Origin of the sequence: Clostridium cellulovorans 743B (assembly GCF_000145275.1) — a bacterium.
Taxonomy (GTDB): Bacteria; Bacillota; Clostridia; order Clostridiales; family Clostridiaceae; genus Clostridium_K; species Clostridium_K cellulovorans.
Genome location: NC_014393.1, coordinates 3,558,969 through 3,581,507 on the forward strand (window position 1 = coordinate 3,558,969; position 22,539 = coordinate 3,581,507).

The window sequence follows — 22,539 nt, forward strand, 5'->3', positions numbered from 1 at the left end:
CCTGTTCTATTTTATACTTTATTTTTTGCTTCATTTAGTAATCTTTCTAAAATACCTATGGTTTCAACTATCTTTTCTAATTCTTCTTCAGAAGCTTTATGCAATATATTATCTAAAAAATCCTCCTGAGCTTTAAAGTTGTCACAGGCACTATTTTTAAATTCAGGATGTAGCTTTACGTAAACTACCCTTCTATCTTCCTCACTTCTAATTCTTTCTAGTATATTCTGTTTTTCTAACCTATCTATTATTCCTGACACAGTACTGTTAGATAAACCCAAAGCTTCACTTAACTCACTAACCTTCATTTGATTATTTTTACCCACCATATGTATCATCATACCTTGGGTTGCTGTAATATTCATATGTCCTTTAGGTTTTATAATAGTTTGTTTAACAAGTGCAACTATCTTATACAATAGTTTCCTTACTTCAATAATGTCCTCCATTTCTTCACCTACTAAAATTATTTCGCTTACGTTTATTTCGTTCGCGTTTATTTCGCTTACGTTTATTTCGTACACAAACTAATTTTATTATCACTTTAACCTTCTGTCAATATATTTTACACAAAATACATTTAATATATATCCAAAGAAAAATTAAAAACAGCCTAACTCAAAAGGCTGTTTTACAAATAACTATTCTATTAAGTTTTTTTGAGTTCTCTAGTCTATTTTTTAAATTATGTGACTTGGTAAATATTCTAACCAAAAAACTCCTTTTCACTCCTGAAATTTTTTTGAGCTTTTTTTATACTTTCCTTATCGTTTATATTCAACTTCAAGAGGATATATTGAGCTACAAACCTTTCAAAAGGCAACCAACTACCATGAGTCATAGGTAATATATATCTTTTAGCTCCTTTCATCTCTTTAAAAAGTGTCATTCTACTTCTTAATGGAATAGTTTCATCTAATAATGCATCTATAAAGGTTACCTTCGATTTATCAAGATAATGAGCATAAGCTATGGGATCTATTTTGAATAATGTATGGATATCTTCACTAAGTAAAAGTTCTCTTAGCGGCATTTTTCTAACAAGAGGTAATTGTTGTTTATATGTTTCATATAACTTTTCCCTATCGTAAAGATAATCAGAATCTTTATACCCACTCTTAAATAATTTCCTTGTTACATTAGCAGCTGGAGATTCATGAAGTATTTTAGGCATATAGCCGCCTGTAGTCATAAATATAACTTGATTTATTCTTTTATCTACCGATGCAACTATTGATGTAAGCATTCCCCCTAAACAATAACCCATAATACAATTATTTGAAAACCATTTATTATTCACCTGAAGAAAGTCAATAGTTGATCTAATATCTACAACAGCATGCTCCCAGAATTTAATCATCTGGCGTAAATCTGGATAAACAAAACTTCTTCCACTAACTGATCCATGTTCAACTCTCGTATAATTGCCTGGGAGCACTGGTATAGCACAATGCACTCCAGCTGCTGCAAGATGACATCCCATCCACAATAGAAACTTTATATTTCGGCTTCCTAAGCCATGAAGCAATATCACTGATGCTCTTGTTTTAGTCTTAGGCTCAAAATTATATATCTCTAAAACTTCTGTACCTGGTACTGTTCTTCTATATGGTGAATTAAACCTTGTATAATTGCATCTATAATTTAATCCTTTGTATATATATCCCTCAACTGCTTTGATAGATTCTTTGTTATATCTAAAATCTACTTTCATCTACAGCTTCCTCTTTACAATTATCTCTAAATCCATATTATGTTCTTTCATCCAATAAGTTCATTTAAATAATCTTTTTCATATCAATTCTTCTTGAATTTAAATTTGTACAAGAGTTTTTTATTATATTATCAATATCATTACATCAACTTAACTTACACCTTTTATAATAATCTTCATTAATAGTTTCTTACAATTTATTACTTGTAATCAATATTTTAATAAATTTGACTATATTGTCTTACTTGTATTGTTACATTTTTAATATTGTGGTAAAATTAGGATAATATCACAAGAGGAGGAATTATATGAAACGTAAAGAGATCGTAGCAGTAATCTTAGCTGGCGGAAAAGGTACTAGATTAAATTCACTAACGAAAAAACAAGCAAAGCCAGCCGTGCACTTTGGTGGCAAATATAGAATTATCGATTTTCCATTAAGCAACTGTGCTAATTCGCAAATAAACACTGTTGCAGTTCTTACACAATATGAGTCTGTTACACTAAATAAATATATAGGAATAGGCTCAAACTGGGGATTAAATAATAGCAATTCTGGAGTAACAGTACTTCCACCAAGAGAAACAGAAGAAGGTAGAAACTGGTATCGCGGCACAGCAGATGCTATTTATCAAAATTGTGATTTTATAGATGAATGTGATCCTGAATACTTACTTGTATTGTCCGGGGACCATATATACAAAATGGATTATTCTAAAATGTTGGCACACCATAAAGAAAAATCCGCAGATGCAACAATTGCAGTTCTTGAAGTTCCTTGGGAAGAAGCAAGTCGTTTTGGAATTATGAATACTGATGAAAATGGAGACATAATAGAATTTGATGAAAAACCAGCAAATCCTAAAAGCAACTTAGCTTCAATGGGAATTTACATCTTTAATTGGAAAACATTAAAAAAAGCATTAATAGAAGATGTACAAGATCCCAACTCTAAAAGAGATTTTGGAATGAATATAATTCCAAAACTTTTGAATGAAAACAAAAAACTTGTTGCTTATTCTTTTAAAGGTTATTGGAAAGATGTAGGAACAGTTGAAAGTCTTTGGCAGGCAAATATGGACTTACTCGATGAAAACTGCACTTTAGATCTTTATGAAAGAAACTGGAGAATTTATTCAGATAACGTTGAAAAGGCACCGCAATACATTTCAAAAGATGCAGAAATACGAAATTCTCTTATAAATCAAGGTTGTAGAATCTATGGAACTGTAGAAAATTCAATAATATTTCAAGGAGTACATATTGGTAAAAATGTAGTGATTCATGATTCTGTAATAATGCCTAATGTTTATATAGCTGACGGTGCTTATATTAATAAAGCAATAATAGATTGCGATGTAAAAATTTCGGAAGGAGTTAATATAAATCCTGACGGCAAGGAAGTAGCTCTAATATCTTTAAATGGTAACGAATGCGATTCTGATGGATTTTTTCACCAAGTCGAATCAGCCTCATTTAAAGCTATGGAGGTGACAATAAATGAATGATATTATGGCCATAATTAAGCTATATGAAAATGAAGATGAAATTAAGAGCTTAACAGCAAACAGAAGTCTTGGAGCCCTGCCATATGGAGGAAGATATCGCCTTATAGACTTTCCTCTTTCTAATATGGTTAATAGCGATATTAACAACGTAGGCATTTTCGCTTACAATAACACTCGTTCTTTAGTGAAACATATTGGTTCTGGAGAAGTGTGGGATTTAAATAGAAAAAAGGACGGCTTATTCATCTTCTATCCTAGCAACAGTCGTGGAAACATCTTGAAGAATCAGGAAATGGAAAGTTTTAGAGATAACCTCGAATATCTTCTAGCAAGTTCTCAAGAATACGTTGTTATAACTACTAGTTATATGGTTTTTGCTTATGATTTTTCTAAAACTGTTGAATTCCATAAGAAAAACAATTGTGATGTAACAATTTTATATAAAAATATCGATGACGGAAAAGAAAACTTCGTTAAATGTGATACTTTAATTCTTGATAATGAAGACAATGTCATAACCTTTGGTATAAACGGTGGAGGACAGGATAACCAAACAATTTCTCTTGAAACTTATGTAATGAGAAGAGACTTCTTAATTGATTTGATCAAAGAATCTAGTGTTATAGGCTCTTTTTATTCCTTAAGAGATTTAATAATGATCTTCTGCTCTCAATATAAAGTTAAGGGCCATGAATTTAAAGGTTATGCTCAATGCATAAACTCTGTAAACTCTTATTTCAAAAATAGTTTAGATTTATTAAATGAGAATATATCTTCAAACTTATTTAACGAAGAGTTACCTATTCATACAAGAACTAAGGACAATGCTCCTACTAAATATGGTAAAAATGCTCATGTTAAAAATTCAGTTATAGCTAATGGTGCAATTATAGAAGGCACTGTAGAAAACTGCATTATTTCTCGTGGGGTTAAAGTTGAGAAAGGTGCTGTAGTTAAAAATTCTATTCTACTTACTAAATCCTATGTTGGCGAAAATATTAATGTTGAATATGTTATAGCGGACAAGCGTTCCTCTATGATGGTAACAAAGAATATTCAGGGTTCAGAAGATAGCCCTATAATCATAGAAAAAAATTCTGTAGTATAAAGGAGACCTTAATATGAAAATAGCATTTATCGCCTCTGAGGCGGCTCCATTTATAAAAACTGGTGGTCTTGGCGACGTAGTTGGCTCACTTCCAAAATATTTAAACAAAATTGGTAATGAAACGATAGTAATTCTTCCCAATTACGTTGGAATAAGACATGATCTTAAAGAATCCATGGATTACATAAAAGAATATTATGTTCCTGTTGGTTGGCGAAACATGTATTGTGGAGTTATGCATTATAAACTTGACAATGTTGATTTTTATTTTATAGATAACCAATATTATTTCTATCGTGAAGGTCTCTATGGTTATTACGATGACGGTGAAAGATTTGCATTTTTTGATAGAGCAGCTTTAATGCTTCTAGAACAAATAGATTTTAAGGCTGATGTTGTTCACTGCCATGACTGGCAAACAGGAATGATTCCAGTATTCCTAAAATCCCAGTTCTGGGATAACCCATTTTATCAAGATATGAAAAGCATATTCACTATACATAACCTTCAATTCCAAGGAGTATTCCCCAAAAATATTATATACGAATTATTAGGTCTTCCTGATCATCTATTCAATAATGGTAGCATTGAATACCATGGTAAGGTAAGTTTTTTAAAGAGTGCTTTAGTTTACAGTGATAAGATCTCTACTGTAAGTAATAGTTATGCGCAAGAAATCCAAGGCCAACAATTCGGTGAAGGTCTTCACGGTCTCCTAAGTAGCAGAAGAAATGACTTATGGGGAATAATAAATGGCATAGATTATTCTGTATACAATCCTGAAAATGATGAATGCATCTACTACAAATATGGCGGAATCTACATTAATGACAAGTATGGCAATAAAGCAAGACTTCAAGAAGATTTAAATCTTTGGAGGTCTACAGATGTTCCGATGATAGCAATGGTTACTAGACTTTCAGATCAGAAAGGTCTTGATTTAGTAGTAAGATGTGCTGAAGAAATTCTAAGAAGAAATGTCCAACTTGTTATTCTTGGAACTGGTGATAAATACTACGAAGATTATTTCAAAAATTTGCAGTATAGATATCCTGGTCAAGTTGCAGCATTGATTACTTTTAATGAAGCACTTTCTCACAAAGTTTATGCAGCTTCTGATATATTCCTTATGCCATCAGCCTTTGAACCATGTGGTCTTAGTCAATTAATCGCTCTTAAATACGGCTCACTTCCTCTTGTTAGAGAAACTGGTGGTTTAAGAGATACAGTTATTCCATATAACTATGGAAACCACATGGGGAATGGTTTCATGTTTAAAAACAATGATAATTATGCTTTACTTTCAGTTTTAGATAGAGCTTTGTCAGTTTATTATCACGATACTGAAGAATGGCAAAGAATTATGAGAAACGGAATGTTTGCTGATTATAGTTGGGAAAAATCTTCTTGGATATATAATGATTTATACAATTCAGTAGTTTGGCATTAATCAGGACCACCCGTCAAACGGGTGGTTTGCTTTAGCCCTATAAGGGCATGTTACTGGCCGTGCTACTCGCACATTGAGCGGTTTGCCAACCGCATACCTTTACTGGCTGCACCTAAAAGGTGCTTTATTTTTTGCCTTTGTTTACTGATTCACCCGTAAACGGGTCAATAAATTCTTTCAAGCTCATTTGTTCATATGCTAAATCTTCCTGTATTTGATTCTTTATGTATTCTTCTATTATCTTTTTGTTTCTTCCAACTGTATCAACGTAATAGCCTTTACACCAAAATTGCCTATTCCCATATTTATATTTCAAATTTGCATGTCTGTCAAAAATCATCAATGAACTCTTACCTTTCAAATACCCCATAAACTGAGAGACACTTAACTTCGGAGGTATACTTATAAGCATATGTATATGATCCTTACATGCATTTGCTTCAATAATTTCTACTCCTTTATGTTCACATAACTTTCTAAGTATTACCCCTATATCCGCTTTTATTTTTCCATATATGATTTGTCTCCTATACTTTGGTGCGAAGACTATGTGATATTTACAATTCCATTTACTATGTGCTAAACTACTATTATCCATTACGGATATACCTCCTTTGTACTTTTGGTTGTGGTCGGCAAACCTACTACCATTTTACATTGGAGGTATTCTTTTTTTCTACTCATCGCTAGAAGCTTTTTAGAACCACAGGTAAAACCTGTGGTATTCGTAAAACAATAATTAAGGTGGTATCCTCGTTATGGATACCACTTTTTCTTTTATATAGTATAATTGTTTGCATATTAATTAACTTTATTTATCTTTAACTTCATTTTTTCTTCTATAGTCTTAGGTATTACAAGAATTAATGCTATTGTTGTTAATGAAAGATAAAAATAACCAAAAAAGCTTGTACCAAAAGTTTTTATTGCATATCCACAAATTATATTTAATAATCCTGGTAATATTGTAGCTGCAAGAATTGCTGCTGTTAAAAAAGCAGTAGAAACTTGATGCTTTGGTATCATCTTCCCTACAAGTCCATTATGAATTGGTATAACTAGTCCTGTTGTCATTCCATGGACTAAAGTTAAAATTAAGATAACAATATAGGATTTAGTATTTGCAATAAGAATCCATCTTAAAGATAAAATTATTAAGGCTATGGTTAAAATGGTGTAGGAATTCTTAACTTTAATAAATTTATTTCCAAAGTATAAAATAAGAATTTCAAAAGATACTAAAAATAAGGGCATCATAGTTATTAATCTTTTTGAAGCACCTAAATCTATCATAATAACTTGAGATCCGTAGTTACTCGCCGCAGATAAAGTTCCCCATAAGGCACAATAAATAACTAGATATCTAATAAACTCTTTATTTTTTACTAGCTCTATTATTGTTCCTAAAGAAGGTTTTTCTTTCTCATCGGACTCCTTTTCTCCAACAGCTATTTCATCAGTATCTCTTATCTCTTCATTATCCTTACGCTTTCTTAATGAACCGGTTCCAGAAGGAGTAGTTATTTCTGGTACAAACATCATTATTGAAAAACTTAAAAATACTACAAAGATTCCTGCTAAAAACCCTTTAGATACATCTACTATGCTCAAAATAATAGGTACAAGAATTCCACTAATTCCATAACCAATAGTACTGCATACTCTAATTTTTCCATATTCAACATTTGGTCTTTTGGAAAGAACAAGTATGTACTCTTCATTTAACGCGGAATTTGGCTGCATTATTATACTTCTAATAATGCTTAAGATAAATATACCTACAAAATTATTTACGAAAAAAAATGCTAGTAAAGTAATTATATTTCCTGCACTTACCAGCCTGCTAAAAAATATTAATTTCTTTGTTTTATCAATAATTGCTCCCCAGATAAAAAAAGTTGGAAGTGCAATTATTGGTGATAGCCCCAAAATTAGGCTTATCTGTGATGCAGAAAACCCTTTGTTAGCTGTAAAGAACAAGACAAAACAAGAGTTAAGCATTGTATTTGCCATAGTATTTGCAAGATAACCTAAAGAAAAGTATCTTTTAATAAATTGTGTTTCATTTTCCATCAGTGCTTCCTCCTTAGCAAAATATTTTTTAAAGATTCCCCAAACACTAACTTACCCAGAAAACTTCAAGTTTCCCATAATATCTATGGTTAAAATGTTTAAGTAAACTAATTTTCTCCTTTGAGAAATTTTAGTCTCACTTTTAAAATCTTTAATTTCCAAAACAACTTGTATACAACCCACATTACAGTATAAATTATATATTAGCTTATTTCAATTAAATATAATATAATTATATGGTTCATAAATCACTAGAATAAATTTTTTTCTAAAGTTGTAAACTAACTAACTTGATTCTCCCTTAAGATTAGGACTAAATAAGTTATACAAGATAAGCAGAAATATTATAAGATAAAGGAGCAAAACATATGTCAGAGCACGCTTTTTCTCGCACGGAACTTTTACTTGGCGAAGAAGCTTTAAATAAACTTAAAAATTTTAAAATAGTTGTTTTCGGTATTGGTGGAGTTGGAAGCTTCGTAGTTGAATCACTAACACGAGTTGGAATCGGTAACTTAATTTTAATCGATAATGATACCGTAAGCATAAGCAATTTAAATAGGCAAATTCATGCTAATGTTACTACCGTTAACAAAAGTAAAGTTCAAGTTATGAAGGAAAGAATTCTTTTAATAAACCCAAAATGTAATGTAGCAATTCATGAAACCTTCGTATCCAATGATAATATAAAAGAAATCATACCTAAGGATGCAAACTATGTAGTAGATGCTATCGATACTGTAACCTCAAAACTGGCACTAGTTGAATGGTGTACTCTAAATAACATTAAAATAATTTCTTCTATGGGTACTGGTAATAAACTTAATCCAGCAGAGTTTAAAGTTGCAGATATTTATTCTACGAAAATCTGTCCACTAGCTAAAGTAATGAGACATGAATTAAAAAAGCGTGGAGTAAAAGAACTTAAGGTCGTATATTCTGAAGAAGTACCATTAAAACCTAAAGAACCAAAGCATCAGATTAACAAAGCAGTAACTTCAACTCTTAACGAGGATGAAAATAAATCCTTCACTGTGATCAAACGCCAAACGCCTGGAAGTATATCTTTTGTACCGCCTGTAGCAGGAATGATTATCGCCAGTGAAGTTGTTAAGGACCTCCTACATATAGGAAAATAGTTAAATATAAAAAGTCAAGGGGAATGCTATTTTTAGCCTATCCTTGACTTTTAAATTATTTTTTATACACTATTATATTATTAAACAATCTTTCAGTTTCTTCTATTTTCTTACCACTTCTTGCTGTGTAATCTTCAACCTGATCCTTTGATATTTTGTTAACATCAAAATATTTCGCTTCCTTATTTGCAAAATACAGTCCACAAACGGAAGCCCCTGGAGTCATCATATATCCATCCTCAGTTAAAGAAACCCCTGTATTTTTTTCACCTTCAAGTAGGTCGAACAACTTTGTTTTCTCACTATGATCTCTTAAACAAGGATATCCAAAAGCTGGCCTAATTCCTTGGTATTCACCTTTTAGAATTTCTTTCATAGTTAATTCTTCGTCTTTAGCATAACCCCAGTAATTCTTTCTTACTTCTATGTGTAATAATTCTGCAAAGGCTTCTGCTAACCTATCAGCGAGAACCTTAACCATGATAGCTGAGTAATCGTCTCCCATTCCCTTAAATTTTAAGGAATATTCTTCTGCTCCGATACCTGCTGTAACTATAAATCCCCCTATATAATCTTTGATATTGCTTTCCTTTGGAGCTATATAGTCTGAAAGATTTCTAGCAATATTATCAGGTCTCAACTCTTGATCACGAAGCATATTAAATATTGTTACTCTCTCTCTTTTATCTGATGTATAAACTTCAATATCTTCACCTACTGAATTTGCTTCAAAGAATCCTAAAACACCATTTGCAGTAAATAATTTTTCTTTTTCTATAACATCAAGAATAGCATTTGCATCGTCAAAAAGCTTTTTAGCTTCATCTTTATATTTTGGATGTTCCATAATTGCAGGATAAGTCATTTTCATATCCCATGCTAAGAAAAAGAAAGTCCAATCTATATATTTTCTTATATCACTTAAAGAATAATTCTTTAGAACTTTTGTACCTAAAAATGATGGCTTAACTATCTCAGCTTTGCTCCAATCTATTTTCAAAGTTCTTTCTCTTGACTCATCAAGGGTTAATAGCTTCTTTTCTCCCTCTTCATATTTTCTTCTGATTTCATTATACTCTGCTTTTATTTCATCTAGATAAACTTGCTTCTTCTCTTTATCTACAAGCTTTTTAGCTGCTTCTACTGCTTTTGATGCATCAGATGTATAAACTACTCCCTTTGAATACTCTTTTTCTATTTTTACAGCTGTATGAGTTCTTGAAGTTGTTGCCCCACCAATCATAAGTGGTATATCAAAGCCTTGTGCTTCCATTTCCCTTGCCACATTACACATTTCTTCTAAGGAAGGAGTGATAAGGCCACTTAGTGCTATAATGTCTGCTTTCTTTTCCTTTGCCACTTGCAGTATTGTTTCGCAAGGAACCATTACTCCTAGGTCGATAACTTCAAAGTTATTACACCCAAGAACTATCCCAACGATATTTTTTCCTATATCATGTACGTCCCCTTTGACTGTAGCAAACACTACAGTGCCAGCCTTAGAATTCTCTCCTGCCTCTTTTTCTGCTTCAATATATGGAAGTAAAATACTTACTGCCTTTTTCATAACTCTTGCTGTCTTTACAACTTGAGGCAAGAACATTTTCCCTTCTCCAAAAAGTTCTCCTACAGCACTCATTCCAGCCATAAGTGGGCCCTCAATTACTTGAAGTGACTTATCATAATTCTTTCTTACTTCTTCTAAATCCTCTTCAAGGTATTCTGTTATCCCCTTAACAAGAGAATACTTTAATCTTTCTTCTACTGGATTTTCTCTCCACTTCAATTTATTCTCACTAGAACTAGTTTCTGAATTATTATAACTTTGAGCGAACTCTAACAGCCTCTCTGCCGCATCATTACGCTTGTTTAAAACCACATCTTCAACTCTTTCTAATAATTCTTTATCTATTTCATCGTAGATTTGTATCATTCCTGGATTCACAATCCCCATGTCCATACCTGCTTTTATAGCATGATATAAAAATACTGAATGTATTGCTTCTCTTATAGGGTTATTTCCTCTAAAGGAGAAAGATAGGTTTGATACTCCGCCGCTTACTTTTGCATAAGGAAGATTTTCTTTAATCCATCTAACAGCATTTATGTAATCTACTCCATAGTTATCATGTTCTTCTATTCCTGTAGCAATTGCAAGTATATTAGGATCAAATATAATATTCTCTGGAGGGAAGTTAACTTTGTTCACTAAAATATCATAAGCCCGCTTGCAGATTTCAATTTTTCTCTCATATGTATCTGCTTGACCTTTTTCATCAAAAGCCATAACTACTACACCAGCATTAAATTTATTGATATATGTAGCTTCCTTAATAAATTCTTCTTCACCATTTTTTAGACTGATGGAATTAACTATAGCTTTTCCTTGAATTGCCTTAAGTCCTGTTTCTAGCACCTCCCACTTTGAAGAATCTATCATTACAGGTACCTTTGCAATTTCAGGCTCACTAGCAACTAATTTTAAGAACTTATCCATCTCTTCTTTTGCGTCTAAGAGACCATCGTCAAAGTTTATGTCAATAATCTGTGCACCATTTTCCACTTGATTTTTAGCAATATCAATAGCTTCTTCATATTGCTTTTCTCTGATTAGACGAGCAAACTTAGCAGAACCAGCAACATTTGTTCTTTCACCTATATTTACAAAATTACTTTGGCTATTTACTTTAACTTCCTCTAGACCACAGTAAATTGTTTCTCTTTCAATCTCAGGAACTATTCTTGGTTTATAATTTGCTACAGTTTTTGCTATAGCTGCAATATGAGCAGGTGTTGTACCACAACAACCACCAACAATATTTAAACAACCTTCCTTTGCAAGAATTTCAATAAATGATGCTGTTTTCTCTGGTAATTCATCATACTGTCCTAATGCATTCGGAAGTCCTGCATTTGGATAAAAACTTATATATTTATTTTGAGTTTTTGCAGCTTCCCTTATAAAAGGTATCATATCTTCTGCCCCAAAGGCACAATTTAATCCTATACTAAGAAGATTTTCATTTCTAACCGTTTCATAAAAAGCCTTTAAAGTTTGACCTGATAACAACCTTCCACTTTTATCTATAATAGTACCACTTATCATTATAGGAAGTTTTAAGTTTTTTTCTTCTAAAACTGTATTAACAGCAAATATCGCTGCTCGTGCATTTAATGCATCTATAATGGTTTCGATTAATAATAAATCACAGCCTCCGTCAATCAAACCTTCAGCTTGCTCTTTATAAGCTTCTACTAGCTTGTCAAAAGTAATATTTCTAGCTCCTGGGTTTTCTATATCCGGTGACATAGATGCTGCTCTATTTGTAGGTCCCATAGAACCAGCTACAAATCTAGGTTTATCTGGATTTTCTTTCGTATATTCTTCTGCTATTGCTTTAGCAATTTGAGCACCTTTAAAATTCAATTCATATATTTTATCCTCTAGACCATAGTCACCTTGAGATATTCTATTGGCGTTAAAAGTATTAGTTTCAATTATATCTGCTTCAGCATCTAAATACATTTGATGAACTTTCTTTACTATATCTGGATTAGTTATATTTAATATATCATTATTACCTTTTTGTTTATGGTTACATCCACAACCACAAGAGAAATCTTCTTCAACTAAACCAAAACCTTGAATCGCTGTCCCCATAGCACCATCAAGGACTAATATTTTCTCCTGTAAATATTTCTCTATGCTATACTTCACTATTAGCCACCTTCTTTCAGCATCTTTTACTAAGATTTATTTTACAACATATCTATTACTGTTGAATAGAGGGTTCCAAGAATTTTACTTTATCATCTCTACCCTTACGGTAATGGATGAAATGCTTAATATCACGAAATAATTATCATTATGGTAATTATTAAAGATTTTCTTCTGAAAAAATACAGTTTTCTCAATAAAATATATTATTTTTTGATAAATTAATATATAATATATTAAAAGGTGGTGGAATTATGAATAATTATCAAACAAAATATGGTTTATTAGAAAACATAAAAATTTTATATTCTTTTAACGATGGTTCACCAAGAGTAGTCAATGTTATGGAAGAAAACATATTAGACACAATACATGGACCCCTTGTGCCACAATATTGTGATAAGGATCAAAGACGAAAGCTTAGAAATTCAATATCCTTCTATAAAAACGGAAACATAGAAAGTCTTTCTGTTCAAGATCAAACAGAAATAAAAACCTCTATAGGAATCCTCCCTGCAGAATTTATAACTTTCTATGATAATGGCGCTATTAAAAGAATCTTTCCCCTTAACGGAAAATTATCAGCATTTTGGGAAGAAAAAGAGGAATATGCATTAGCTAAGCCTTTAATGCTTAACTTGCCTATAGGTAACTATTATACAAAGATACTATCTGCTTACTTCTATCCATCTGGTGCTATTAAAAGCATTACCCTATGGCCAGATGATACCTTAACTATTCCCAGTCCGTTAGGTGAAGTAACTACCCGCATAGGTATTTCATTTTATGAAGATGGCAAACTGAAATCCTTTGAACCTAATGAACCTATTGAAATCAATACAAAGATAGGTAAACTAATTTCCTATGATAATTTTGCTCTTACTGTAAATGGAGATATAAATTCTGTTAGTTTTTCAGAAACCTCAGAAATCACTACATTATGTACTATAGATAATACAGTAAAAGTTATAAATCAACATGGGTATGCAGAACTTTATACACCAACGCTTAGAATAAATACTTTAGATGATGAAACAATGGTTAAAGTACCCTTAAAAATAGAGTTTTCTAATGATTTGATTACCTTTAATTCACAACATCAATTCACTCCAAGTATATGCAAGTTCACAATCGATGAATTTCAACCAGATGCACGTATCAGTTCCCCTTCTTGTAGTAGTTCATGTTCCAGTTGCAATGGATGCTGCTAAAATAAATAAAAATAGAGACAAGCACTCTTTTTAAAGATGTCTACTTGTCTCTACTTATAATATGTTTTTATTCTTATATTTCAATTTCTACTTCTAATCCATAATGATCAGAAACAATGCTCTCATTCTCTCCATTGAATATAACCCTAGAATATTTAACCTCTACAGGAGTATTAGTAAGAATTAAATCAATTCTTTTTTGTTCATCATTCTTTTCCCATCCGGCTATTTTTCCACTAACGGTTATTCCCAGGTCCTTTTCCTTAGCCATGTTGTAAGTGTCATATAAGCCTTTTGACATTAAATAATCGTACCCTGTATTTCTTTTTAATGCATCACTATTAAAGTCTCCCATTAAAAATGTCAGTTCATTTTCTTTTACTTGTTCTAAAAGTCTATCTGCTTGTTGTTTAAAAGGCTCTTCAGAATCATCCCAAAATCCAAGATGACAGCAGAAAATAGCTATTTCTTTATTTTTATATTCAATAATATTCTTTACAGATTTTCTAGTTTTCCAGTTACTGTAATCCTCGCTAATAGATAAAAATGAAGTTTCAATCTTTCCAACAGGATGCTTTGTTAAAATAGCAGTTCCTTCTTCATATTTTCCTGAGGAGATGTGATTATATTCCCAAAAAAAGCTATAGTCGTACACTCCAAGCTTTCCAAGTTCTTCAACTAATAAGAAAACATAATTATCTTTCTTTATATCCTTAAACATCTGTTCACTATCTTTACTTTGTGATACTTCCTGAAGTGTAATCACATCATAAGCATTCTTTTTAATAACTCTAGCAAGATTTTTAATCTTTTCAAGTTGATTTTCTTCATGCCAAGCATGACAGTTTAATGTAAGAAATCTCATATCCCCATACTCCTAATTAAATACTTTCGATTTATAAAATTACAAACGCTCATTATGTATATCAGTAGCCCTAAACTTTCTTAATTAAAAGGTGTTCTTTATCAATTTCTATAGCAAAAGATACATTGAGATTATAGCACCGGCATTTTATAGCTTCAAGACATTTAAATTTACCATCATATGTAAATTTAATGATTTATTATTTTTCTACTTTATTTGTATTTATTATTATATTTTTTATGATAATTATTAATCATTCTCTTTATAAATGTCTTTATAAAATATTTGTTTAATGTTAAAGTTGTTTCTCTGATAAAATTACATATATTTGTATTTCTAAATCAATTTGTTATTACTTTGAATTTTAAGAAGTATAATTCCTTCGAAATAAAACTCAAATTGTCTTAAAATAATTTAAACTGTAGTTATTGAGTATATATAATGTAAAACTCTAAATAACCTTTTAAAATTTTTATAAAAAATTGTTGACAAACCCTACTTAGCTTTATATAATAATTAATGTACTTAAGATTTCATGCCGAAGTGGCGGAACTGGCAGACGCACAGGACTTAAAATCCTGCGATGCTAACACATCGTACCGGTTCAATTCCGGTCTTCGGCACCATTAATCTTAAGTATTTTTTTATGCATAATTTTATATTTATTCGATAATTCTATATATTGTTATACAAATTCTTTTACCTATCTAATATATATACATACTTTTTATAAAAATTCTACATATCAGCTTATTGATAATTTATCTTTTTTACTTTGGAGGACATGAAATGAAAACAACAAAGAGTAAAACTAATAAAAAAAGAAATACAAGAACTAGCCTCAATAAAAGCAATGAACTATTATCAAAAAATCCAAAGGCTACAAAGAAGAAGTTCACTATAAAATCATTTTATTTAAATATAGCTATAACTATAATTCTAATTCTATCAATTGCTCCTACAATGAATTTTACTCTTATTTCCGAATGGGTCGGTTTGATATTTGGTTCTTTTCTTTCTTCACTTGTTATAGGATACGTCATTAAGCTCACATATAAAGTAATTAAAACTACAGATGATGGTGGAATATTCTAACACAACTGATTGACTTTAATAGAACTTATTTGCACAATTTTTTTCATATATATAAGTTGCATAATTGAATCTACATCAAAAACTCATATAGTAGCTTGGAAATAAGTACTGTTAATAAGGAAACTTTATTACAACTTATATATTATAATTAATAAAAGGAATGAGGATAACTCTAAGTTATCCTCATTCCTTTTATTAATTATAAGTTTACTTTGTTTATAAATATCATTACCATTCTTAATATCTAAAAACTTCCCCTTCAAATATTTATGATATTATCGTTAATAATTGTTCTTAAGTTCACAAATACTCGAGTATTACAGTAAACTATTTACCCTTTGTTTACTATTAATATACCTCATTATTTGAAACTTTTTACAAATTTATTTCTTATAATGTACAATTAATCTTTGTTAATCGCTAAAAAAATGGCAATATTTCAGATTTTCATATTATTATACTTAATTTTATAGATATATTGACAAAAATTTCATTGTAATATATATTTAAATTGTATTATATTTCTATAAAAGACCATATAGAGAAAAGGGGATATTATTATGAATTTAAGTAAAAGATTATTATCTTGTGTTCTATCTGCTGGTATAGTGGCTTCAGCATTTGCAGTTGCTACACCAGTATATGCTGAAGATGCTCTATTAATAAGTAGCACCTTCGAAGGAGGTACAGATGGTTGGTCAACTATGGGTACAACTACTATTTCACCAAGTACTTTAAGCCATAGCGGTAACGGAAGCCTCTACGTTTCTGGTAGAGCTGCTTCATGGGCTGGACCATGCAATATAAGAACAGACGTATTGAAAGCAGGAAATACATATAACCTTAGTTCCTATGTAATGTACAATGATGCTAGTGCTGCAGATACTCAACCTATTAGCTTCATGTTAAAGTACACAGATTCTACAAATAAAGCTTTCTATGTACCTATCGCAACTGTAACTGTAAACAAAGGTGAATGGACAAAAATCGAAAATACCGCTTATAAAATCCCAGCAGAAGCAACTAGTGCAATGATTTATTGGGAAACTACAGGTACAATGATTAACTACTATGTCGACGACGTTACAGCATATGGTCCAAGCACATTTAATCCTAATGTAACTGCAGCTACACCACTTAAAAACGTATTTGGAAAATACTTTGATATAGGTTGCGCTGCGACACCTTCTGAAGTATCTTTACAAGTTGCTAAAGATCTTGTAAAAACTCACTACAACAACCTTACTATAGGAAATGAGCTTAAACCAGATTATGTATTAGATAAAGCTGCTTGCCAAGCATCCGGTAACAATGTAAACCCTCAAGTTAAATTAGACAGTGCACGTAGTCTTTTAAAATACTGTGCTGAGAACAATATAGAAGTAAGAGGCCACGTTTTAGTATGGCATAGTCAAACTCCTTCTTGGTTCTTTAAAGAAAACTTCAGTGACACTGGAGCTACTGTATCAAAAGACGTCATGAATCAACGTCTTGAAAACTATATAAAGAATCTTTTTGCAGCAATTAACGCAGAGTTCCCTACATTAAAGATTTATGCATGGGACGTTGTAAATGAATGTTACCTAGATGGTGGTAATCTACGTACTGCAGGATTTCCTGAAACTGCTGGGAAAGAAGCATCTGCATGGAATTTAGTCTATGGTGATGACTCATACATAGACAATGCTTTCACATATGCAAGAAAATATGCTCCAGCTGGTGTTAAGTTATTCTACAACGACTTTAACGAATATATACAATCAAAACGTAACGCAATCTACACTATGGCAATGAGATTAAAATCTAAAGGTATTATCGATGGTATCGGTATGCAATCTCACCTAGATATGGGCTTTCCTGATACAAATACTTATAAAGCAGCACTAACTAAATTCGGTTCAACTGGCTTAGAAGTTCAAGTTACAGAACTTGATATAACTACAAGTGATACAAGTGCTACAGGACTAGCAAATCAAGCTACTAAATATGCAGCTATTATGCAAAGTATTTTAGATGCAAAAAAAGCAGGTACTGCTAACATTACAAACGTTGTATTCTGGGGTATTACTGATGGAACAAGCTGGCGTGCAACAAGATTACCATTGCTATTCGATGGAAACTACTATCCAAAACCAGCTTTCGATTCAGTTGTTAAATTAGTTCCTACAAGCGACTACTATACTCCTGGTTATGCCTTAGGTGATGTAAACAATGACGGTAAAATCAATGCTCTAGATCTTGCATTAGTGAAAAAAGGTCTATTAAGTGAATTTACAGATCCAGCTGCAAAAGTAGCTGCAGATGTAAACAAAGATGGTAATACTAATGCTATCGACCTTGCATTATTAAAGAAATATCTTCTAGGACAAATTACTAGTTTCTAAATAATTCTTCTATTATACCATTGAGAAAAAGAAATAAAAAATGATGATAATTAATTTTATCATCATTTTTTATTTATATATATTTTTTAAATTGCTTTAATCACCAAAAGAAACACCTATGCTTCGCGCTGTTTGTATTAATTCACCATCTGGTTCTACAACTCTTGTATGACCAATAACTTTTTCTAAAGCTTCATAAGAAATTTTATCTTCCTTTAAAGTTACCATATTTCCAAACTTACCTTCATGGATTAGCTCAGTTGCTGCAACTCCATATCTTGTAGAAAGTATTCTATCATAAGCTGATGTTATTCCACCTCTTTGAATATGACCTAAGATTGTAGCTCTAATTTCTTGATTTTTTATTATTTTTTCAAGATCTGCAGCAAGCTTATTTGCAATACCACCAAGTCTAATAGGATCTGGACTATCATCTACTACTTTTGCTACAACTACATCGCCATCCTTTGGTTTTGCCCCTTCTGCTACAACAATAATTGTAAACTTTTTACCTTCACGCTGTCTCATTTCTATTTTTTCAGCAACCTTATGTAAATCATATGGAATTTCTGGTATGAGTATTACATCTGCAGAACCTGCTAAACCTGAATGAAGCGCAATCCATCCAGCATTTCTTCCCATAACTTCAAGAAGCATAACTCTATGATGTGATTCAGCAGTTGTATGTAATCTATCAAGTGCTTCAGTTGCAACTTCAACGGCTGTATTAAACCCAAAAGTAACCTCTGTAGCAGGTAAATCATTGTCTATTGTTTTAGGAACTCCTATTACATTTATGCCTTTTCTTGAAAAGTCCCTTGCACTTGTTAAAGTACCATCGCCCCCAATAACAACGATAGCATCAACACCTTCTTTTTTAAGATTTTCTATAGCTACATCTGAAACATCTTTTTTAACAATTTCACCATTTTCCTCTACTTGGTAATCAAATAGATTATCTTTATTTGAACTATAAAGTATTGTGCCGCCTTTATGTCCAATTCCGGATACTTTATCTAAAGTTAAAGGAATAAAGTCATTGTTATACAACCCTCTATATCCAAATATGTATCCGATTACTTCATAACCGTATTTTAAAATTGCTGTTCGTGTAACTGCTCGAATAACAGCATTTAAACCTGGACAATCTCCTCCCCCTGTTAGTAATGCTATTTTTTTTATTTTTTGCTCTTGCATCATATCCCTCCTAACCCATGATAATACCATTATATAACATTTGGTAATTTTTTTAAATATCTTATTTCATACTATTGAGAATATTTAAAAAAATCTTTAATATTTTTAACCTAACTCTAATATTATATGCACTTCTGAAGAATATACTTTCTTTGAAAATCCTATATTTAAAGAGGATATTAGTAGCTTTAATCTCTAAAAAATTTCTTGATATATATGCTCTGATTGAAAATCTACATTAAATATATAAACATAGCTTTAATGTAAAAATCTTATTGTAACTTGTGTTAATTTATAAATTATAATCAAAAAGGATTACCTCAAAATGTATTTACATTCATTCTGAGATAACCCTTTAATAAATTTAAAGATGATACATTTGTTGTATTTCGTTTGATAATTCTTCTGAATACCCTCTTCTCATAAACTCTTCCATAGATTCATGAATTTCTAAAAGGTATCCTTGACCTTCAGCTATCATACCGCGGTTTACTAGTTCATCACTAGGCTTTTTCGAAAAAACAATTTCCCATTCCTCTCTTGATAAATAGTCCTTGTATTCTCCATATTCATCTTTCCCTATACTTGTAAGAAACTGTCCATCATAAAATAGAATAAGCTGATTATTAGCAACCAAAACCTCCTCTATATAAGCTGCAACTGGCTCTTTTAACTCATTAGACGTTATTATAGCCAAAAGTTCTGGCTCGCCATTAGTTCTTACAACCTTAGAACATTGTATTCTTCCCATTGCAATATCGTTCTTTACCCATCTATTGCTTTGTATTATTTTATCAAGAGTATCCTTTTTAACCATGCTATCACCTCTTAGAAATGAATCTTATACTTCGTATTTTATTTTATACAAATATTAATATCTTATTCAGATGAAGCACTTTTCATTAAAGAATAGATAAAAATTTACCTTTATCATTTATTAAACATTAAAAAATCCTAAATATCCTGCTATAAACACAAAGACAGCAAAAACAAATCTATATACTGCAAAAATTCTCATCGGCTTCTTCTTTAAGAAGGCTATAAATCTATCCACCACAATTAAAGCTACAATAAAAGCTACTAAGAAACCTACGCCAAGCGATATTACCTGCGCTGAAGTCATTGCTGCAAAACCACCAATTTTCACTATCTTAAGAAGACTCATACCAGCCATTACTGGTATAGCTAAGAAGAAAGAAAACTCTGCTGCCGCTATAGTAGTAAGTCCTGCTATCCAACCGCCCATGATTGTAGAGGCTGATCTAGACATTCCCGGAAATACTGCCAAACATTGAAATGCTCCGATTATCAACGCTTGTTTTATAGTAACATCCAATTCACTTTTCGTACCATTTCTTCTTTTTCTATATTTATTTTCTATAAGTATCATAAGAATACCACCTACAACCAACGCAATTGAAACTGCTGTAGGATTCATAAGATATTCATCAAAAAAATCACCAAAACCTAATTGCACAATCGCTCCTGGTATGCAAGCAGCTACGATTATAAGCCAAAATCTTAATCCTGATTCTCTATAACTAATATCTCTCTTTTCACTTGGGAAAAGTTTAACTAAAGTATTCATAATTTTTTTCCAAAAGAGCACAATAACTGCTAAAATTGCTCCTAATTGAATAACATATGTATACATATCAATATATTCTTTACTTTGGCCTACATCAAAACCTAAAAAACTTTGAAAAATTATTAAGTGTCCAGTAGAAGATACTGGCAGAAACTCAGTTACCCCTTCTACAATCCCTAAAACCATCGACTTTAAAATAAAAAAAACTGTTTCCATCTTAACTACATCATTTCCCTTCTTTAATTTTAATTATATATCTAACCTTTTGTATTACTAATGACAATTTCTCTTAGAACTGTATTCCCATCTAAAGATAGTTGTATTTTCGTTTTTGACCTTGGGTTTAAAGTGATAGTAAAATAATTATCTATGACTCCCCACTGCCCATCATCAATTCTTATGTAATAATTCTTCACATTTACACTATCTTTAAAAGCAGCTCCATTAATTACTGGTAATTTCTTTTCGCTATTTTTTAAGGTTAATATTAATGTCGGTATTACATCCTTAAAGTTCTGCATCTCCTTAGCTATTTCACCCTCACTAGTAGGCGCATACATAAATGCCTCCCTACGATGGGTATATATTGTTGAATTCAATGGCTTCGTATTAATAATCAATTGCGGCTCATCATCTTCTTTTAAATACATAATATAAGAGTTACTTTTTTTGTTAGTAAAATAGCTGTTATCTAGTTGCATTCTTAAGTTATTAAAATACTTACCATAATCTCTAACATAATTCTTTTCTTCTTTACTAAGATCAACTACAGAAAGACCTTGTTCTATAACTTCAATAGCACTTAAAGGATCTTCTCCCTTCGCAAAAAATAGTTTATTTATAGAATCAAACGCCATCCATTTTGATAAACTTGGTATGTAAATTTCAGTTATTGAGAATATAGTGGTCTCTTTTTTGCTTTCATTTTGATACAATTCTAATACTCGACTCTGAAATCCTAATGCCTTCACAAAATTGGCAAAAATAATATTATAGTCTTTAGCATTAAGTCTTTGTCCACTAAAACTTTTACTTATTAATGTTGAAATATCTTCTGTATTATATGAAGATTTTTTATTAAGTTGAAGCTTTGAAGATAAAAACTCACTTAATGATAGAATTTTATCAAGTTCTGTTCCCTCCATCTTCACATTTTCCTCAAGTTTATAGTCAGTCTTAATTTTTTCTAAATTTATATCACCAAGGTTATCATAATAAAATTTAATATACTTACCATCATAGATATTATCAAAAGTTTCTAAAGTTATTGCTGGTGATTCCTTCTTTTCTTTCAAAAAAGAATTTTTATTATAAAACCAGTAACCACAAATCACTGATACTATAATAAATATGAAAATCATTTTCTTTATGCCATTCATATAACTGTCCCCTTAAAACTATATTCTAGTATCATAAGTAATATTAACCTATTTTACATTTTACCCTATTATCAATTTCACTTCAACTTAGGAAGTTTTTTTTATTCACA

At 31.2% G+C, this 22,539-nt stretch carries 17 protein-coding genes and 1 tRNA gene; 8 read left to right on the forward strand and 10 right to left on the reverse strand.

What is annotated here, in order from left to right; genetic code table 11:
• Positions 1-11: 11 nt before the first annotated feature.
• Positions 12-524, reverse strand: coding sequence for a MarR family winged helix-turn-helix transcriptional regulator (locus CLOCEL_RS14480; RefSeq protein ID WP_013291809.1), 513 nt, complete (start codon positions 522-524; stop codon positions 12-14).
• Positions 525-706: 182 nt separating this feature from the next.
• Positions 707-1,714, reverse strand: a complete 1,008-nt coding sequence (locus CLOCEL_RS14485) for an alpha/beta hydrolase (protein WP_010075678.1) — start codon at positions 1,712-1,714, stop codon at positions 707-709.
• Positions 1,715-2,022: 308 nt separating this feature from the next.
• Here CLOCEL_RS14485 and CLOCEL_RS14490 point away from each other — a divergent pair, with 308 nt between their 5' ends.
• From CLOCEL_RS14490 to glgA, 3 genes are read left to right on the forward strand one after another with little or no spacing between them, the layout of a single operon-like run.
• Positions 2,023-3,222 (forward strand): glucose-1-phosphate adenylyltransferase, encoded by a 1,200-nt coding sequence (locus CLOCEL_RS14490; RefSeq protein ID WP_010075679.1) that lies wholly within the window; start codon positions 2,023-2,025, stop codon positions 3,220-3,222.
• Complete coding sequence (gene glgD, locus CLOCEL_RS14495) at positions 3,215-4,330, forward strand: glucose-1-phosphate adenylyltransferase subunit GlgD (protein ID WP_010075680.1); 1,116 nt, start codon at positions 3,215-3,217, stop codon at positions 4,328-4,330. Before CLOCEL_RS14490 ends, glgD begins: the two co-directional genes overlap by 8 nt.
• Before the next feature lie 13 nt (positions 4,331-4,343).
• On the forward strand, positions 4,344-5,780 hold the full coding sequence (glgA, locus tag CLOCEL_RS14500) for a glycogen synthase GlgA (protein WP_010075681.1): 1,437 nt from the start codon (positions 4,344-4,346) through the stop codon (positions 5,778-5,780).
• Between the two features lie 124 nt (positions 5,781-5,904).
• Here the strand turns inward: glgA and tnpA are convergent, their stop codons facing one another.
• Positions 5,905-6,378 (reverse strand): IS200/IS605 family transposase, encoded by a 474-nt coding sequence (tnpA, locus tag CLOCEL_RS14505; protein WP_013291810.1) that lies wholly within the window; start codon positions 6,376-6,378, stop codon positions 5,905-5,907.
• Between the two features lie 203 nt (positions 6,379-6,581).
• Entirely contained in the window at positions 6,582-7,853 is a 1,272-nt protein-coding gene (locus CLOCEL_RS14510; protein WP_010075682.1) for an MFS transporter, read from the reverse strand.
• Positions 7,854-8,221: 368 nt separating this feature from the next.
• Here CLOCEL_RS14510 and CLOCEL_RS14515 point away from each other — a divergent pair, with 368 nt between their 5' ends.
• Positions 8,222-8,992 carry a tRNA threonylcarbamoyladenosine dehydratase gene (locus CLOCEL_RS14515; RefSeq protein WP_010075683.1) on the forward strand — a complete coding sequence of 257 codons (771 nt, stop codon included), beginning with the start codon at positions 8,222-8,224 and terminating at the stop codon, positions 8,990-8,992.
• Positions 8,993-9,047: 55 nt separating this feature from the next.
• On the opposite strand, the gene metH is transcribed toward CLOCEL_RS14515, so the two are convergent.
• Positions 9,048-12,710, reverse strand: coding sequence for a methionine synthase (gene metH / locus CLOCEL_RS14520; RefSeq protein WP_010075684.1), 3,663 nt, complete (start codon positions 12,708-12,710; stop codon positions 9,048-9,050).
• A gap of 254 nt (positions 12,711-12,964) precedes the next feature.
• Between metH and CLOCEL_RS14525 the strand changes: the two genes are divergently transcribed.
• Positions 12,965-13,921 (forward strand): hypothetical protein, encoded by a 957-nt coding sequence (locus CLOCEL_RS14525; RefSeq protein WP_010075685.1) that lies wholly within the window; start codon positions 12,965-12,967, stop codon positions 13,919-13,921.
• A 73-nt stretch (positions 13,922-13,994) separates the two neighbouring features.
• On the opposite strand, the gene CLOCEL_RS14530 is transcribed toward CLOCEL_RS14525, so the two are convergent.
• On the reverse strand, positions 13,995-14,786 hold the full coding sequence (locus CLOCEL_RS14530) for an endonuclease/exonuclease/phosphatase family protein (RefSeq protein ID WP_010075686.1): 792 nt from the start codon (positions 14,784-14,786) through the stop codon (positions 13,995-13,997).
• 537 nt (positions 14,787-15,323) lie between these two features.
• Here CLOCEL_RS14530 and CLOCEL_RS14535 point away from each other — a divergent pair.
• From CLOCEL_RS14535 to CLOCEL_RS14545, 3 genes are all read left to right on the forward strand, one after another.
• A tRNA-Leu gene (locus CLOCEL_RS14535) sits at positions 15,324-15,412 on the forward strand.
• Positions 15,413-15,575: 163 nt separating this feature from the next.
• Complete coding sequence (locus CLOCEL_RS14540) at positions 15,576-15,881, forward strand: hypothetical protein (protein ID WP_013291811.1); 306 nt, start codon at positions 15,576-15,578, stop codon at positions 15,879-15,881.
• A 560-nt stretch (positions 15,882-16,441) separates the two neighbouring features.
• A complete protein-coding gene (locus tag CLOCEL_RS14545; RefSeq protein WP_010075688.1) occupies positions 16,442-18,265 on the forward strand; it encodes an endo-1,4-beta-xylanase in 1,824 nt (607 codons plus the stop codon).
• A gap of 96 nt (positions 18,266-18,361) precedes the next feature.
• Here the strand turns inward: CLOCEL_RS14545 and CLOCEL_RS14550 are convergent, their stop codons facing one another.
• The 4 genes from CLOCEL_RS14550 to CLOCEL_RS14565 all read right to left on the reverse strand — a co-directional run bounded on the left by CLOCEL_RS14550 (position 18,362) and on the right by CLOCEL_RS14565 (position 22,429).
• Positions 18,362-19,462: a 6-phosphofructokinase gene (locus CLOCEL_RS14550; protein WP_010075689.1), complete on the reverse strand. Its 1,101-nt coding sequence runs from the start codon at positions 19,460-19,462 to the stop codon at positions 18,362-18,364.
• A 364-nt stretch (positions 19,463-19,826) separates the two neighbouring features.
• The gene (locus tag CLOCEL_RS14555; protein WP_010075690.1) at positions 19,827-20,279 is read right to left on the reverse strand and encodes a hypothetical protein; all 453 of its coding nucleotides are present in this window, start codon (positions 20,277-20,279) and stop codon (positions 19,827-19,829) included.
• A gap of 120 nt (positions 20,280-20,399) precedes the next feature.
• Positions 20,400-21,266, reverse strand: a complete 867-nt coding sequence (locus tag CLOCEL_RS14560) for an undecaprenyl-diphosphate phosphatase (RefSeq protein WP_010075691.1) — start codon at positions 21,264-21,266, stop codon at positions 20,400-20,402.
• Between the two features lie 41 nt (positions 21,267-21,307).
• A complete protein-coding gene (locus CLOCEL_RS14565; protein ID WP_010075692.1) occupies positions 21,308-22,429 on the reverse strand; it encodes a hypothetical protein in 1,122 nt (373 codons plus the stop codon).
• Between the last annotated feature and the right edge of the window lie 110 nt (positions 22,430-22,539).

What these genes read in the sequence shown, in the direction of transcription:
- CLOCEL_RS14485 (WP_010075678.1), bottom strand. Translation starts at nt 1,714, where the DNA reads ATGAAAGTAGATTTTAGATATAACAAAGAATCTATCAAAGCAGTTGAG.
- CLOCEL_RS14490 (WP_010075679.1), top strand. Translation starts at nt 2,023, where the DNA reads ATGAAACGTAAAGAGATCGTAGCAGTAATCTTAGCTGGCGGAAAAGGT.
- glgD (WP_010075680.1), top strand. Translation starts at nt 3,215, where the DNA reads ATGAATGATATTATGGCCATAATTAAGCTATATGAAAATGAAGATGAA.
- glgA (WP_010075681.1), top strand. Translation starts at nt 4,344, where the DNA reads ATGAAAATAGCATTTATCGCCTCTGAGGCGGCTCCATTTATAAAAACT.
- tnpA (WP_013291810.1), bottom strand. Translation starts at nt 6,378, where the DNA reads ATGGATAATAGTAGTTTAGCACATAGTAAATGGAATTGTAAATATCAC.
- CLOCEL_RS14510 (WP_010075682.1), bottom strand. Translation starts at nt 7,853, where the DNA reads ATGGAAAATGAAACACAATTTATTAAAAGATACTTTTCTTTAGGTTAT.
- CLOCEL_RS14515 (WP_010075683.1), top strand. Translation starts at nt 8,222, where the DNA reads ATGTCAGAGCACGCTTTTTCTCGCACGGAACTTTTACTTGGCGAAGAA.
- CLOCEL_RS14525 (WP_010075685.1), top strand. Translation starts at nt 12,965, where the DNA reads ATGAATAATTATCAAACAAAATATGGTTTATTAGAAAACATAAAAATT.
- CLOCEL_RS14530 (WP_010075686.1), bottom strand. Translation starts at nt 14,786, where the DNA reads ATGAGATTTCTTACATTAAACTGTCATGCTTGGCATGAAGAAAATCAA.
- CLOCEL_RS14540 (WP_013291811.1), top strand. Translation starts at nt 15,576, where the DNA reads ATGAAAACAACAAAGAGTAAAACTAATAAAAAAAGAAATACAAGAACT.
- CLOCEL_RS14545 (WP_010075688.1), top strand. Translation starts at nt 16,442, where the DNA reads ATGAATTTAAGTAAAAGATTATTATCTTGTGTTCTATCTGCTGGTATA.
- CLOCEL_RS14550 (WP_010075689.1), bottom strand. Translation starts at nt 19,462, where the DNA reads ATGCAAGAGCAAAAAATAAAAAAAATAGCATTACTAACAGGGGGAGGA.
- CLOCEL_RS14555 (WP_010075690.1), bottom strand. Translation starts at nt 20,279, where the DNA reads ATGGTTAAAAAGGATACTCTTGATAAAATAATACAAAGCAATAGATGG.
- CLOCEL_RS14560 (WP_010075691.1), bottom strand. Translation starts at nt 21,266, where the DNA reads ATGGAAACAGTTTTTTTTATTTTAAAGTCGATGGTTTTAGGGATTGTA.
- CLOCEL_RS14565 (WP_010075692.1), bottom strand. Translation starts at nt 22,429, where the DNA reads ATGAATGGCATAAAGAAAATGATTTTCATATTTATTATAGTATCAGTG.